This is a genomic window from Lacihabitans sp. CCS-44, from assembly GCF_024343735.1.
Taxonomy (GTDB): Bacteria; Bacteroidota; Bacteroidia; order Cytophagales; family Spirosomataceae; genus Leadbetterella.
Genome location: NZ_RJUE01000014.1, coordinates 1 through 15,176 on the forward strand (window position 1 = coordinate 1; position 15,176 = coordinate 15,176).

Below are 15,176 nucleotides of genomic sequence, written 5' to 3' on the forward strand. Positions count from 1 at the left end.
TCTGAAAAAGTAGTGTAGATGAACTCATAGACTTCCTTAAAGTAATGATAGTCAATCTTTGAAAGCCTTTCCGAAATGGAGCTTCTGACAACGGTTTCCCTTTCATCTAAGTCAAACAGTACTTTAAATCCAGAATCGTTAAAAGTATCTTCTAAAGTGCGTTGGCTTAATTTCTCATTGTCTAGAATTCCATAAAGTAGTAGATAGAATACCTTTTTGGCATGCAATACTTTAGTATAATAGTCAACATTCAAAGCCTTTCCGAAATGGAGCTTCTGACAACGGTTTCCCTTTCATCTAAGTCAAACAGTACTTTAAATCCAGAATCGTTAAAAGTATCTTCTAAAGTGCGTTGGCTTAATTTCTCATTGTCTAGAATTCCATAAAGTAGTAGATAGAATACCTTTTTGGCATGCAATACTTTAGTATAATAGTCAACATTCGTATTAGAGGATAGGTGGGTTAATAAAGCCTCTGGTATTAACCCTATCAGTTGGCTTACTGATACCTTGTGGTTCTTGAAATTTGTCATTAGATTTTAAGAAAGCGTAGCCAAAGATACAAATTCATAAGTCTAAGACAACGACAAATCATTAATAACAAAAAATGGCCGGAAGATATTTAATCTTCCGACCATGACTAGCTTTCGCTCTCTTTTTTGTTATATATTCAATCCTCAAAAGCTATGAAATTGATCAGAAATATAAAACGGTTCGTTTATTCTAGTAAGAAAAATTCTTAAAAGCCAACATCAAATAATCCTTACAACAATTTAAAGCAATTAGGGCATCCTAAATCGTTTGAAATCTATGCAGCTTTAAATTGAATTGGACAATAGGAATCGAAACTTTCGAATCCTATTGTATCAAGTATATGACTCAACCAGAATAAATGAAAACTACTTTTCTATCTCAATCCGCCCCACCATACTCCACAACCTTGGCCTTAGATTCCAAAACAATTCCGTCAAATTCTTTCAAAATCAAATCTAGGGTTTCGAAAAGTTCTTCTTTTTCTAAAGTTTGCACCAGTTTCATGCGGTATTCTTTAAAGTGCGGAAGTCCTCTGAAATAGTTAGAATAATGGCGTCTCATTTCTAACATTCCTAAAATATCACCTTTCCATTGTATAGAAAAGTTTAAATGCTGTCTTGCGGCTGCAACTCTTTGTTCCATTTTGGGAGCATCTAGATATTCTCCAGTAGCCAAGAAATGCTTGATTTCATTAAAAATCCATGGATAACCTATAGCAGCACGGCCAATCATTATGCCATCAATGCCAAATCTGTTTTTATAGTCCAAAGCTTTTTCTGGTGAATCAATATCTCCATTACCAAAAATCGGAATTTTAATTCTTGGATTATTTTTTACTTTAGCAATCAGTGTCCAATCGGCTTCGCCTTTGTATAACTGTGCACGTGTACGACCATGAATACTCAATGCTTGTATGCCCACATCCTGTAGTCTTTCGGCCACCTCTTCAATATTCTTTGTACTTTCATCCCAACCCAAACGTGTTTTAACGGTTACAGGCAAATGTGTAGCTTTCACTACTTCCTCCGTCATTTTGGTCATCAATGGAATATCTTGCAACAATGCCGCACCTGCACCTCTACATGCTACCTTCTTAACTGGACAACCATAATTGATGTCAATAAGATCAGGATTTGCTCCTGTGGCAATTCTAGTGCACTCGGCCATAGTATCCACATCGCTACCGAAAAGTTGAATTCCAATAGGACGCTCGTATTCGAAAATATCCAATTTTTGCACACTTTTGTGAGCATTCCTAATCAACCCTTCTGAAGAAACGAACTCCGTATACATCATATCGGCACCGTTTTCTTTACATACCTGACGAAACGGTGGATCACTCACATCTTCCATCGGTGCCAACAAAAGCGGAAATTCACCTAATTCTATATTGCCTATTTTTACCATTCTAAACTATTGAGCAACAAAATTACGACCGTTTGTATATAAATTTATGATTTTCAGAGATAAATGCCACATATTTGTATTTTAAACCGACAAAGTATAGCACTATTCCTATGGATTTTCTTCAATATTTACAAACAACCAAAGAAAACAAGCCTGGCACTTCACTCCTGATTTTGTTTGTCATTTTACTCATTTCACTAGTTTTGGCACAAATAGTAGCAGGCGGACTGATGATTTTGATGTCAGGAATTGAGCTTAGTAACATTGGAAATATTATGGAAGTGTTGATGAGCTCCAAAAATGGCTGGTGGGCAATGATGCTTTCGCAAGGCGTTGCTTCTATTTTCACTTTCATTGTACCAGGCTTATTGTTTTGGTATGCCGTAGAAAAAAAGCAATTCAGTGACTTAAGTTTTAAGGCATTACCATCACTTCAAATATTTGGTTTTGTCATACTTATTCAGTTGTTTTTCAGTCCATTTAGTGGTTGGGTTCAGAGTTTAAATGAAAAAATGCAGATGCCAGCAAGTCTCGAATGGCTCGAATTGATCATGAAAAGCATGGAAGATAGTGCAAAAACGCTGACAGATTTCCTTACAAAGTTTGATTCACCAATACAATTATTTGTCGCCCTAATCGTAATTGCAATTATTGCGGGTATCGGTGAAGAATTGATATTCAGAGGCTTAATACAAAGAAAATTACTTTTAGGAATAAAAAACTACCATTTGGCTATCTGGATTTCGGCTATCATATTTAGTGGCATTCACATGCAATTTTATGGATTTTTCCCAAGAATGTTTCTTGGAGCATTGTTTGGCTACTTATATTACTGGTCTGGAAATATTTGGGTACCCATTTTCGCCCACATATTCAATAATGGCCTAGCAGTGGTACTTATGCACCTGGTGAATCAAAAGAAAATTGCTCCCGAAATAGAGAAGCTTGATACCATCCCTTTGCCTTATGTTGCTGTCTCAGCATTGCTATTTGCAGGCTTAATGTATTTGTTCAAAAAAAAATATACTGAAATAGAAAAAGCATAAGGAGTTTGAGACATCCTCTAAAAGCAAAAAGACTTTAATCTGGTGGATTAAAGTCTTTTTTTATAATAAAAGTATTCTTAATTATTTAGTTCGATATCGTCTCCATTTGAATCTAGGAAATGATAATCCACCATCCCTAGTGAAGAATCTTTGATAAGGTTGATCCATTTTTTATACTTCAAGAACCACTTCATCTGTTTCGAAATCAGGCCTTCTTTATAATAAGCATAAATAAACGGATGAAGAATTATACTGATTTTCTTCTCGTTTTGTTTGGTCAACAAATACTCTAAGTTGTTTTCTATGAGATCAGTAACGGCTATACTTGCCTGAATCGTACCCGTTCCGCTACAAGTTGGACAAGTTTCTCTCGTAACCACGTTCATCTCAGGACGAACCCTTTGACGTGTAATTTGTGAAAGTCCAAACTTTGAAATCGGCAGTACTGTATATTTAGACCTATCGGTCTTCATTTCGTCTTTGAGAGCTTCGTGTACATCACGCTTATTCTCAACTTTTTTCATGTCGATGAAATCCACCACCACAATACCCCCCATGTCTCTAAGACGCAACTGGCGAGCGATTTCTACTGCAGCTTCCTTATTCACACTCAATGCCGTAGCTTCTTGATCCACCTCAGAGGTAGATTTGTTGCCGCTGTTTACATCTATTACGTGTAACGCTTCGGTGTGTTCAATAATCAAATAACCTCCACTAGGAAGACTTACCGAACGGCCGAATAGGGATTTCAACTGTTTCTCAATACCGTAGTGCTCGAAAACTTTTGTTTTGCCACTGTGCAACTTGAGGATTTTCTCTTTTTGAGGAGCGATATTTTGCAGCAAAGTACGCATGCTGTCAAAAGTCTCCTTTGTATCTACTACAATAGAATCGAAGTCGTCGTTGAGCATGTCTCTAAGAATAGAGGCGGCTCTGTCCATTTCTGAAACTATTCTATCTCTCGGCTTGGCATTTTTAAGTAATTTCAGTCCGTTTTCCCATTTTTCTAAACAGTTTTCCAAATCTCGCTGAAGATCGATGACCTCCATATTCTCGGCGACAGTTCTTACGATTACACCAAAATTCTCAGGCTTCACAGACGACATCAACTTGTGCAGTCTTTGTCTTTCTTGCTTGCTTGTAATTTTTTTGGATATATTGATAGAATTACTGAACGGAACCAATACGATATATCGACCAGCAATAGAAATATCACAAGATAATCTTGGCCCTTTAGAGGAAATGGGTTCTTTAACTACTTGAACCAAAATAGGCTGATTCTTAGACAAAACATCTACTATTTTGCCCAACTTGTCAATTTGCGGCTCAGACTGAAAATTCTTAAGTTTAAGACTTACTGGCCTTTTGGCTATAACGTCTTTAGTAAACTTATTGAGAGACTGAATATTAGGACTTAAATCATGATAGTGCAAAAATGCATCTTTCTCATAACCAATATCTATAAATGCGGCATTGAGACCCGAAACAACCTTTTTTACTGTACCAAAATAAATATCTCCGACAGAAAACTGATGCTCGGTTTCATCAAAATGGTATTCGATTAGCCTTTTGTCTTGACATAAGGCTATCCTATCACCTTTGGGTGTGGCAGAAATATATAATTCGTTGCTCAAAATTGAGTAAGAATTAAAAGTTTAAAAAATAATTTGCTTTTAAGATTCAAAAACATGCTGAGTTGACATGAAAAATTGCTACGAATCGAATAGCAACAGGTTGTAAAAGAACAAAAAAGTAAGCAGAATAAACAATATCTGCTTACTTAAATGTATTTCTAAGAAAAATTACTTCTTCTTGTGACGGTTTTTTCTAAGACGTTTCTTTCTTTTGTGAGTCGCCATTTTATGTCTTTTTCTTTTCTTTCCGCAAGGCATAGCTTTAAAAATTTATATAATATTGTAAAATTCCTTATTCGATTTTTTTTCGAACCGCAAAGATAGTGATTACTTTAAACTATTCAAAGTTTTTGTAATTTCATCTTTCATTACAGCGTCGATGTCCTGGGATAGCACATCAGTTAAAAGTGCTTTCGCCTCTGGTTTCTTGTCTAGTTCTATCAAACTATAGGCCAAACCCAATTTGGCGTTGACATTTGTTGGGTCTATTTGTAAAACATTCTGAAATCTTGCCGCAGCTTTGTCGTACTGATTTGATTGCATAGAAAGCCCCCCCAAACTCATGATGGCTGGAATGTATTTTGGCTCTTGATCCAACACTTCTCTCAGCATTGTTATCGCTTTCATCGGTGAGTCTGATCCCACAAAACTCATCGCTAGATTGGTTTTAGCGTGTAGGTTTGTTGGCTGCAAGGCCAAAACTTTGTTGTAAGCAAATCTTGTTTTTTCTACCAAAAACTCCATGTTGGCTGGGCTAAGAGCAAGGTTAAAACCCTGGAAATAAGCATCACCAGCAAGAGTCCAGTTTTCGACTGAAGACTGATTTTGAGCGATTTTCTCAAAATAAAATCCTGCACTGTCGAATACAGATTCTATAGAATAAAGATTGGCTATTTCTTTCAGTACATCGTTTTTGGAGGTGCTTGATGAAAGCTTAGCTTGCAAAGACTGCAAGAGTTTCTCAGAGTTCCCAGACAGCTTGTGTGCGGCCTCTTTGGAGGTAGTGGCACTGTCAGGTTTTGATTCTTGAACGGTTTGAGCAACATCTTTCACCACAGACTTGGGTCTGGTAAATAAAAAAGCGAAGCTCGCTATTCCTATCAATACTATTATCAGTAAATGCGTTTTCTTGTTCAAACCGTTCAAATCAAAATTATTTTACATTTGTTTTAACCTCTTCAACAAATTCTTTTGAAGGCTTAAAACTTGGGATGAAATGAGCTGGTACTGTTACAGTAGTCTTTTGAGAAATATTACGTGCTTTTTTCTCTGCTCTTTTTTTGTTTACAAAACTTCCAAAACCTCTTACATAGATAGCTTCGCCGCTTGCCAAGCTGTCTTTAACTGTTTGAAAAAACGCCTCTACTGTGATTGAAGTAACTGCTTTGTCAACTCCTGTTTTGTCCGAAATAATCGAAATAACCTCTGCTTTCGTCACGATTTATTAAATTTACTTGTTAAAAAAATTATTATTTAGTTAAATGAATTTAGATTTAGGACTGCAAAGATAGAGGTTTAGAGAGAATTCTCACAAAAAGTTTTATCTTTTTTTTTATAATTTATTAGTTATTAAGCAGTTAAGCGACGATTTTCATACTTAAAAAAAATCAATAAACAAAATGTTTGCAAAAAAAATTATCTCTTGGTATTTAAGTCATAAACGTGATTTGCCTTGGAGAAATACCAATAACCCATATAATATTTGGCTTTCAGAGATTATTTTGCAGCAGACCAGAGTTCAGCAGGGATTACCTTATTATGAGAAGTTTGTGGAAAACTTTAAGACGGTGGAAGCGTTGGCAATGGCTAGCGAAGACAATGTACTAAGGCTTTGGCAGGGATTGGGGTATTATTCGAGAGGTAGAAACTTGCACAAAACAGCACAAACAATAGCTGGCGAGTACGCCGGTAGGTTTCCTGATAATTTTAAAGACTTGCAAAAGCTTAAGGGTGTAGGCAAATACACAGCTGCTGCTATAGCTTCCTTTGCATTTAACGAATCTGTACCTGCCATTGACGGTAATGCTTTCCGTGTGATTACGCGTTTTTTTGAAATATTTGACCCAATAGACAGCCCAACAGTTCAGAAAAACATATTTGAGATTTCTACAGATTTAATGAAAAATACAGAGGCCGGAAATTACAATCAGGCAGTTATGGAGCTTGGGGCAATGGTGTGTACACCCAAAAATCCATCTTGCGATGTTTGCCCAGTCAATATAGAATGTAAGGCTTTCGAAAATAAAAGCATGGGTAAAATTCCCACCAAAGCAAAGAAAACCAAAGTGAGCAATAAATTCCTACTCTATCTTGTATTTGAGCATAACGAGCAATATTGGTTAAAAAAGAGAACTGAGAAAGAGATTTGGGCCAATATGTATGACTTTTACTTAGTAGAAATTGAAAATCTTGAATATGAGGAAAAAGTGCAGGAATATATCGAAAAATTAAAGATTGAAGTCGAAGAGATAAATCAATACCCAGTGGTTAATCATATACTTACACATCAAAAGCAACAGATTATATTTGTAAAAATAAAATGCAAATCAGCCCCTGCATTGACCGAAGGAAATTGGTACAGCTCGGGTGAAATTGATGAACTGGCAAAGCCCAAGATCATTGTGGACTTTATGAAAAAACTCAAAAAAACTTAAATTTTCTCGATTTTGAGGATCTTAAACTCCGTTCGTCTGTTGCGTTGATGTTCGGCCTCGGTGCATTGAACCCCATCGCTACAAGCATTTAGTGGCTCCGACTCGCCTTTGCCGACCGATTTTACCCTGGATTTATCAATACCTCGAGAAGTAATATACTTAAACACTTCTTTGGCCCGGCTTTCGGATAATTTTAGATTAATCAAGGCATTACCACGGGTATCGGTATGTGATGATACCTCAATTATCATATTGGGATATTTTTTTAGGGTGTTTACTAACTTATCCAAATCTCTCTTTGCGTTCTCCCTTATTTTGTATGATTCAGACTCATAGTAAATATTTTCTAACTTTATAACATCACCAACCTTGTATAACTTGGTATCGAAAAGATTTAAAGAAAAAGTAGGCTTCTTAACTTTTTTACCAAAAAGAGTTTTCTTAACCGATTTTTCAATAATCTCAGAACTAGAACCAAAGTCTTCCTTTAAAGCAAGAAGTTCATAATCACACTCTAGGTCTCTTTTGAATTCATAACTTCCATCTTTCCTGGTGTACATTTCTTGCACCTCTCCTGTACATTTATTTATGAACTTAACCTTAACTGCTGCTATTGGCTCACCAGCTTCGCCACCAGTAATAACTCCTCTAAAAATATTGGAATTTCCACCAACTGTACGTTTTTGTATTAATTCTCCTCGTTTTTTCGAATTTTCAACTTTAGTAAGTTCTTCTGGTTTTACGATTTCTTTTTTTAAGAAAATTTCAAGGATACCAGGTTCAAAGTCAGATGCATCAACGTTAGAGTAATTTTTTGTTTGTGGTAAATAGCCTTCCTTAGCAAAATTAAAAACAAACTCTTTGTCAGCCTCTAAGCATAATTTCACCCCTCCTGATGAGCTTGTAGTTGCATTTTCAAAACTTCCTTTCATCGAGGATATTCCGTATTCAAAAATCATTTTATCAATTGACTGCTTAGTATCTTTATCAAAAACATTTACTATCAGGTCGCGGCAACCAAATTTTGTTCCTACTCTATTGAACTTGTAAATATCATCATCTGAGCCGCCACGTTTTCTGTTACTGCTGAAGTACCCTAGTGTTCTGTCAGCGTCGGTTATTATTCCAAAATCATCATTATTGGAGTTTAATGGGGCTCCGAGGTTTCTGACAATCCCTTTGGGCTTTCCTGTGACAAGGTCTGTTTGAATAGTGAACATATCCAAATCGCCAAGACCCGGTAAACCGTCGGATGAGAAATATAAGGAGCCTCCTTCATCAATAAACGGAAACATTTCATTACCCACTGTATTTACTTTTCCTCCCAGATTTTCTGGTTTCGCCCAAACACCATTGATAAATCTTGATATATATATATCTGTACCTCCATAACCTCCTGGCATATCGGACACAAAATACAAGAAATTATCTTTGGAATTAACCGATGGATGCCCACAAGAATATTTATCATCGTTAAAATCTAACTCTTTTATATTTCCCCAGTCTGAGCCTTTTCTTTCAGCAGAGTATAATTTGAGTCTATTGATGTCGCTTTTTTTCGAATTAAATATTCCTCCAGCATCAGAGCTATTGTTTCTGGTAAAAATTATTTTGTTGGCGTTATCATAAAAAGTACATGGCCCTTCGTGGTATTTACTATTTAACTTTTTGCTAAAACTCTTTATCTCGATTATGGAATTTTCTTCGTATCCCTTACTGCCATTGATTAGTTCGCTTCCTGTATGAGCTATGGTGTTGGCGTCGTTGGAGGTTGGTGGTGTGTAGTAATCGTTTCCGAGTTTTTCAGTGGTGTTTTTGTTTTTTGTAGATGTGTTGTTTTGACCACCTGAACCTATGGCGGCAGTAGTATTTTCTTCCTTCGAAATAACTTTTAAGTCTTCAAGATAATATAAATCTAAAAAAGAAGAATTGTCCCATTTGAACACTCTTTTAACAGAATTGTTTTTATTGCGGCTTGAAACAAAAACCAAGCCATCTTTATAAAATGTCGGGCTAAAGTCTGGACTTGCTGTATTAATACCTACGTATTCTATCCTATAACTTTGGGCATTACGTGTAAGAGGTTCTAAGTTTGTATAAAGTTTACTAAATTCCACTCCACGCTTGTCTTGCTCTTGGAGTTCGGTATATTTCAACCAAATTTTTGAGGATTCTTGGTGCTTTCCATTACTACTCAACACTTGAGCAAATCTTTGATAGGCTTTTATTTCATCTCCTTTAAGGGTAGGATTATTCAATAAAACCTCACTATAATACTTTTCAGCATTTTTATAATCCTTAACAAAATAGTAGGCTTCTGCTAAGTTGAGCTTAGCTTTTTGAATTTCTTCTGCTGTAAGATTCTTAGATTTTTTTAGAATGTTATCGTAAAGTTCTATTGCATTGACATACGAAAGACTTTTCGAACTATTCTCTGCCTTTTTAAATTGCTTTGTGGTGCTTTGTGAAAAGCCCCAAGAAACAAAAAAGCAAAAAATAAATATCAAAAAGTTTTTGAGATGCATATATATATATATCAATAACTAGAATTACTAATTAACGAAAAAACTACAAAAACCATGCCTTTTAGACATAAACGAAAAAATGCCACCATTTATTAAATGGCGACATTTTCGTTTCTTTCCTGCAAATTAGCGAGCTACTGTTATAAATCCATTCCTGACTTTTGCTTGATTTTTAACTTTCACTGAGTAATAGTAGGTACCATCTGGCACACCCTCCGGGCCAAACCTCATACCTGTATTTGATGTGGCATCCCACTTGATGGTATGACCATCAAGTATGGTCTCAACTCCAGTGTACTTCCAAACCAAATGACCCCATCTATTGTATATTTCAAACATTTCAACTTCTACTCCTTCTGGTACTATAGACTCTAAACTTTCGTTTATGTCGTCATTGTTTGGAGAGAAGCCTCCAGGTATTTCGATTAAATCCACTAAATTATTAGCAACAGTACTGTCTTTTGGTATTCTCAACACTGTAGGCATGCTTGATAATGGAACTATCTGTGTACCTGCATTCGAGCTATCTTTGACAATTGCTCCTGTAGTAGATGTACCAAAACCAATAACGTTGTTAAGATAAGGACCATAATTTTTACCATACTTAATATGAACTGTAAAGAATACTGAATCTACCTTTCCAATCGCAAGCTTCGATGCAATATCCGGCAATGTTAATCTATAATCTGAATCCCCATCGAAAGCAGTGTTTACAACCAATTTACTTGAAGCGGAAACTGTTGGCTGACCTTCAATGGTAAATTGAACAGAATCAGGGAACGTTTTACTCAAAGAATCAACTAAATAAACGTTTTTCAATTCACTGAATCCTATGTTCTTAACAAGGGCCATATATTTAACCTCATAGGTAAAATCATCAACAAATGACGAATCTATTATACTTAAGGCTGTGGCTATACCGACTTTAGAAGAATCAACAGTAAAGCTTATCTTAGTAGGCTCGTCATTATCCAATGGACTGCCGTTGCCATCTGGGTCAGGGTTAACACCACTTGTTGAAATATCACTTATAGCTTGAGTAGCTCCGGCAAACACTTTAGCTGAATTGAAGAACTCTGTTTTGGAAGCATTTGTAATGTCTACTTTCACTTTAAAGCTTACAGAAAGTGTTTTTCCAACTTCTATACTACTTAAAGAATCTATCAGTAGTGAAGTATTGCTTCCTCTTCCTGTAAAGTTAGGATTGGCTTTCAACCCAGCTGCAGCAGTGACTACAATCGTATCATCCAAAATCTCAACTCCATTTCCAAATGTTACGCCTAAGTCATCCACCAACTTAACTTTAGTAAGCTTAGTAGCACCCATATTGGCAATATTAAAGGTAAATGGCACTTCAAATTTATTGTTACCTATTTTAGTAATAGTTCCTAAATTTTTACTCAAACCAACCAAATCAGTGGTTGCTACATCATTGATAGTAAATATGCTTGTGTTGTTTGAAAGCACTTGATCTATTTGATCTACTGCAAACAACTCTGCCTTGTTCTCAATTTTTCCTGCTGCCGTTACTTTTGCACGGTATGTAAACTTCACACTATCTGTTTTGCTGAGAGAAGCAATTTTTGCAATTACTGCTCCATTTTCAAATTTAGCATTTGAGCTTACAGATTCTATGACCAAACCTGCAGGTATAATATCTCTAACTACAAGGTTGGTAGCCACGGTGGTGTTAAGGTTTTTAACTACTACTGTGTAATCTACAAACTTGTTCACAGGGACCAAAATTGAATCCGCCGTTTTCTTAATAGAGATATCTACAAATTTAGTAGAATCAGGGTTTATTCCACCGTCTCCACAGTCTTCAATTTTAACTTTTACTAAAACAGGATCGCTATAACATCCAACTTTGCTTCTTTCAAACAAGTAGTAGTTGCCAGCTGTAACCATTCCAGGAGTAGTAATTAAAGTAGAATTAGGTGAATTACTAACATGGAATTCAAATTTCGCATCGGCATTACTTGGACTTCCAAGGATGGCGTTATTAAGATCAACTGTTTCAAATGGGCAAGTATTCTTGATTTCAGCCAGTGCATTAGGTTTTGGAACTGCCGCTCCTACTACAATAGAAACCACATTAGATGTTTCACTTTCACAAGTCCCGCCTATTGATTTACATTTAGCAGTAAAGCTATATGTACCTGCAGCAGTTGGTGTATATGTCAGTACAGATCCTGTTTGCCCATTTGCCCAAACTATTGTTCCAGTACATCCTTGTGCAGTAATGATTGCATTTTCACCTATGCAGACTGTTGAGGTTTTGCATGTTACAAAAGGTTTGTTTGGCGAACCAATATAGATACATAGGGTATCAGATTTTTCACTTTCACAAGTACCCACCACGCATACGGCTGTGTATTTGCTTGTCGTAGTTGGTTTTACATCTACAGAATGTCCTATCATACCATTTGACCATTTTATTTGTCCATCGCACTCATAAGCTCTAAGTGTTATTGACTCTCCTAGACAAATTATATCCGTAGCACAAGCAACAATAGGCTTAGTCGCTTTTTGAACCTTTATTTCAATTGTGTTAGAAACTGGACTCAAGCAATTGTCTTTCTTACAAATGGCTGTGTAAGTTGTGGTAACTGCTGGTTTTACTACAATAGAATTTCCAGTTTTTCCATTAGACCATACAACTGAGCCACCCACGCATCCGGTAGTACTTAGTGTAATATCCTCTGGATCACAAACCACCGTTTTTGAAGCTGCGATTACCAAAGCCGGCAGGTTACAAACTGTTCCACAATCGGTAGTTTTGATTTCAATAACTACTGGCTGAGAGTTAGGGCTTGCTCCACAAGAATTTGTACACTTAACTGTATAAGTACCTGCAGCCTTGACCTTGATTGAACTTGTAGTTGCTCCTGTGCTCCATGTAAGAGTTCCATTACAACCATCTGCACTTAATGTAGCTGAATCTCCAGCACATATTTTAGTAGCAGATGCGGTTACTATTGGTGCAGAAGGGCTTCCTCCAGTACTTATAACAACCGGCTCAGAGGCAAAGCTGATACCGCAAGTATTCGTACAAGTTGCTGTATAAGTTCCTGCTGCTTTCACATATATAATGGTTCCTTCGCTTCCATTGCTCCATTTAATTGTACCGCTACAAACGTTGGCCGTTAGTTTAGCAGAATCTGCTCCACAAATGCTTGTTTTGTTTGCCACAATTGATGGTGCTGAAGGTTTTCCACCAGTTTCAATTTTTATAATATTTGAAGCAAGGCTAGTTCCGCAAGAATTTTTACATTTGGCGGTATAGCTTCCGGCTCCAACTTGGATCATATCACCCGTTTCGCCAGTACTCCATTCAATTGTGCTTGAACATCCAACTGCCACTAATCTTGCTTTTTCAGTTCCACAAACATTTACTCTGTCTGTAGTAATCAAAGGAGCATTTGGCACCGCACCATTTGTAATTTTTACAATGTTACTGTTTCCGCTCTCTCCACAAGTATTTAGACAAACAGCTGCATAATCACCAGCTTGAGTAACTTTTATAGAGATTCCAGTTTTATCATTCGACCATTTAACAGTGCCTGTACAGTTACTTGCTGTCAATGTAACTTCTTCATTACCGCATATTTCATTTTTGCTAGCCACAACTGTTGGTGCTGTTGGTACTGAACCAACTGATATAGTTACAGAATTAGAATTACCAGATGTTCCACAATTTGTTGTACAAGTAGCAGTGTAAGTTCCTGCTGTTACTTCTTTTGTGCTACCTACTCCTCCATTAGACCAAGTAATTGTTCCTCCTTCGCAACCAGTTGCGGTAAGAATGGCTTTTTCAGTAATGCATATAGCCGTTTTATTTGCAGCAATTATTGGAGTAGTTGGGGCTTGACCAGTTGTAATAGAAACTGAGTTCGAATTACCTGATGTTCCACAGCTTGTAGTACAAGTAGCAGTATATGTTCCTGCAACTACGTCCTTACTTGTTCCGGCTCCCAATCCACCTGACCAAGTAATTGTTCCCCCTGTGCAACCAGAAGCTGTTAAAGTAGCCTTATCTGTTCCACATATCGATGTTTTGCTTGCAACAATTGTCGGTGCCGATGGTATTTGACCTGTCGTAATGGTTACGGAATTAGAATTACCAGAAGTTCCACAGCTGTTAGTACAAGTAGCAGTATATGTTCCTGCAACTACTTCTTTACTTGTACCCACTCCTAAACCACCTGACCAAGTAATTGTACCACCAATACATCCTGAGGCTGAAAGAACAGCTTTGTCTGTTCCACAAATAGAAGTTTTATTTGCCACGATTATTGGTGCTGATAATTCCTGACCTGACCCGATGGTGATTGTATTGGAATTAACCGAAACTCCGCAACTTGTTGTGCAAGTGGCTGTGTAAGTTCCTGCTCCCACCTCTTTGGTAGTGCCTACTCCACCACCAGACCAAGTAATTGTACCTCCTGTACATCCAACCGCCGTTAAAGTGGCTTTATCTGTTCCGCAAACTGTCGTTTTGTTAGCTGAAATTGTTGGAGCTGAAGGCAATAATCCTGTTTCTATTTTTATAATATTTGAAGCCAAACTAATTCCACAAGAATTTTTACATTTTGCGGTATATGTTCCTACTCCAACGTATATAACCGCTCCAGTAGAACCATTGCTCCACTCAATAGTTGATATACAACCCACAGCTACTAATCTTGCTTTAGCAGTATCACAAACCGTTACTTTATCTGTAGTAATCAACGGTGTGTTTGGTACGCCACCAGTCGTAATTTTGACTATATTACTATTTTGACTTTCACCACATGAGTTTTGGCAAACAGCAGCATAATCTCCAGCTTGAGTAACTTTAATAGAAACTCCAGTTGCATTGTTAGACCATTTTACTGTTCCTGTGCAATTCGTTGCTGTCAATGTAATCTCTTCAGAGCCACAAATTTCAGACTTACTTGCCGCAATTACTGGGGCTACTGGGGCTGGACCGTTGCTGATCGTTACAGTATTCGAAGCCGAGGAAGTTCCACAAGAATTAACACATGTCGCTGTGTATGTTCCTGCTCCTACTTCTTTCGTCGTTCCTGTTCCTAAACCACCTGACCATGTGATTGTTCCGTCTGAACAACCTGTTGCTGTCAGTGTTGCTTTCTCAGCACCACAAACTATTGTCTTGTTGGTAGAAATCACTGGAGTTACTGGCGATGGACTCGTTCCGATTGTAATCGTGTTTGAATTTCCAGATGTTCCACAGCTGGTCGTACATGTTGCCGTGTATGTTCACCATGTGATTGTTCCGTCTGAACAACCTGTTGCTGTCAGTGTTGCTTTCTCAGCACCACAAACTATTGTCTTGTTGGTAGAAATCACTGGAGTTACTGGCGATGGACTCGTT

9 protein-coding genes and 1 pseudogene are annotated in these 15,176 nt (G+C 37.1%); 2 read left to right on the top strand and 8 right to left on the bottom strand.

All coding sequences use genetic code 11. From position 1 onward, the window contains the following. The 3 genes and pseudogenes from EGI26_RS06715 to dusB form a co-directional block, all read right to left on the bottom strand. A pseudogene (locus tag EGI26_RS06715) lies at positions 1-254 on the bottom strand (IS4/IS5 family transposase); the annotation flags it as partial. Next, positions 251-532 carry a hypothetical protein gene (locus EGI26_RS06720; RefSeq protein WP_255077249.1) on the bottom strand — a complete coding sequence of 94 codons (282 nt, stop codon included), beginning with the start codon at positions 530-532 and terminating at the stop codon, positions 251-253. The pseudogene EGI26_RS06715 and the gene EGI26_RS06720, both read right to left, overlap by 4 nt. A gap of 379 nt (positions 533-911) precedes the next feature. Continuing rightward, the gene (gene dusB, locus EGI26_RS06725; RefSeq protein WP_255077254.1) at positions 912-1,940 is read right to left on the bottom strand and encodes a tRNA dihydrouridine synthase DusB; all 1,029 of its coding nucleotides are present in this window, start codon (positions 1,938-1,940) and stop codon (positions 912-914) included. 110 nt (positions 1,941-2,050) lie between these two features. Between dusB and EGI26_RS06730 the strand changes: the two genes are divergently transcribed. Then, positions 2,051-2,986 carry a CPBP family intramembrane glutamic endopeptidase gene (locus EGI26_RS06730; RefSeq protein WP_255077255.1) on the top strand — a complete coding sequence of 312 codons (936 nt, stop codon included), beginning with the start codon at positions 2,051-2,053 and terminating at the stop codon, positions 2,984-2,986. A 77-nt stretch (positions 2,987-3,063) separates the two neighbouring features. Here EGI26_RS06730 and EGI26_RS06735 read toward each other — a convergent pair whose 3' ends face one another. The 3 genes from EGI26_RS06735 to EGI26_RS06745 form a co-directional block, all read right to left on the bottom strand. Next, positions 3,064-4,620 carry an Rne/Rng family ribonuclease gene (locus tag EGI26_RS06735; protein ID WP_255077256.1) on the bottom strand — a complete coding sequence of 519 codons (1,557 nt, stop codon included), beginning with the start codon at positions 4,618-4,620 and terminating at the stop codon, positions 3,064-3,066. A 327-nt stretch (positions 4,621-4,947) separates the two neighbouring features. Beyond that, complete coding sequence (locus EGI26_RS06740; protein ID WP_255077258.1) at positions 4,948-5,766, bottom strand: lipopolysaccharide assembly protein LapB; 819 nt, start codon at positions 5,764-5,766, stop codon at positions 4,948-4,950. Between the two features lie 7 nt (positions 5,767-5,773). Continuing rightward, the gene (locus EGI26_RS06745; protein WP_255036903.1) at positions 5,774-6,058 is read right to left on the bottom strand and encodes an HU family DNA-binding protein; all 285 of its coding nucleotides are present in this window, start codon (positions 6,056-6,058) and stop codon (positions 5,774-5,776) included. Between the two features lie 181 nt (positions 6,059-6,239). Here EGI26_RS06745 and mutY point away from each other — a divergent pair, with 181 nt between their 5' ends. Then, on the top strand, positions 6,240-7,274 hold the full coding sequence (mutY, locus tag EGI26_RS06750; RefSeq protein WP_255077260.1) for an A/G-specific adenine glycosylase: 1,035 nt from the start codon (positions 6,240-6,242) through the stop codon (positions 7,272-7,274). On the opposite strand, the gene EGI26_RS06755 is transcribed toward mutY, so the two are convergent. After that, positions 7,271-9,781, bottom strand: coding sequence for an OmpA family protein (locus EGI26_RS06755; RefSeq protein WP_255077262.1), 2,511 nt, complete (start codon positions 9,779-9,781; stop codon positions 7,271-7,273). The two genes, mutY and EGI26_RS06755, sit on opposite strands and share 4 nt — an antisense overlap. Before the next feature lie 144 nt (positions 9,782-9,925). Further along, the gene (locus EGI26_RS21225) at positions 9,926-14,971 is read right to left on the bottom strand and encodes a gliding motility-associated C-terminal domain-containing protein (protein ID WP_255077264.1); all 5,046 of its coding nucleotides are present in this window, start codon (positions 14,969-14,971) and stop codon (positions 9,926-9,928) included. Positions 14,972-15,176 lie beyond the last annotated feature (205 nt).

Bases quoted from the DNA above. Each gene is read 5' to 3' on its own strand.
- EGI26_RS06720 (WP_255077249.1), bottom strand. From the start codon at position 532: ATGACAAATTTCAAGAACCACAAGGTATCAGTAAGCCAACTGATAGGG.
- dusB (WP_255077254.1), bottom strand. From the start codon at position 1,940: ATGGTAAAAATAGGCAATATAGAATTAGGTGAATTTCCGCTTTTGTTG.
- EGI26_RS06730 (WP_255077255.1), top strand. From the start codon at position 2,051: ATGGATTTTCTTCAATATTTACAAACAACCAAAGAAAACAAGCCTGGC.
- mutY (WP_255077260.1), top strand. From the start codon at position 6,240: ATGTTTGCAAAAAAAATTATCTCTTGGTATTTAAGTCATAAACGTGAT.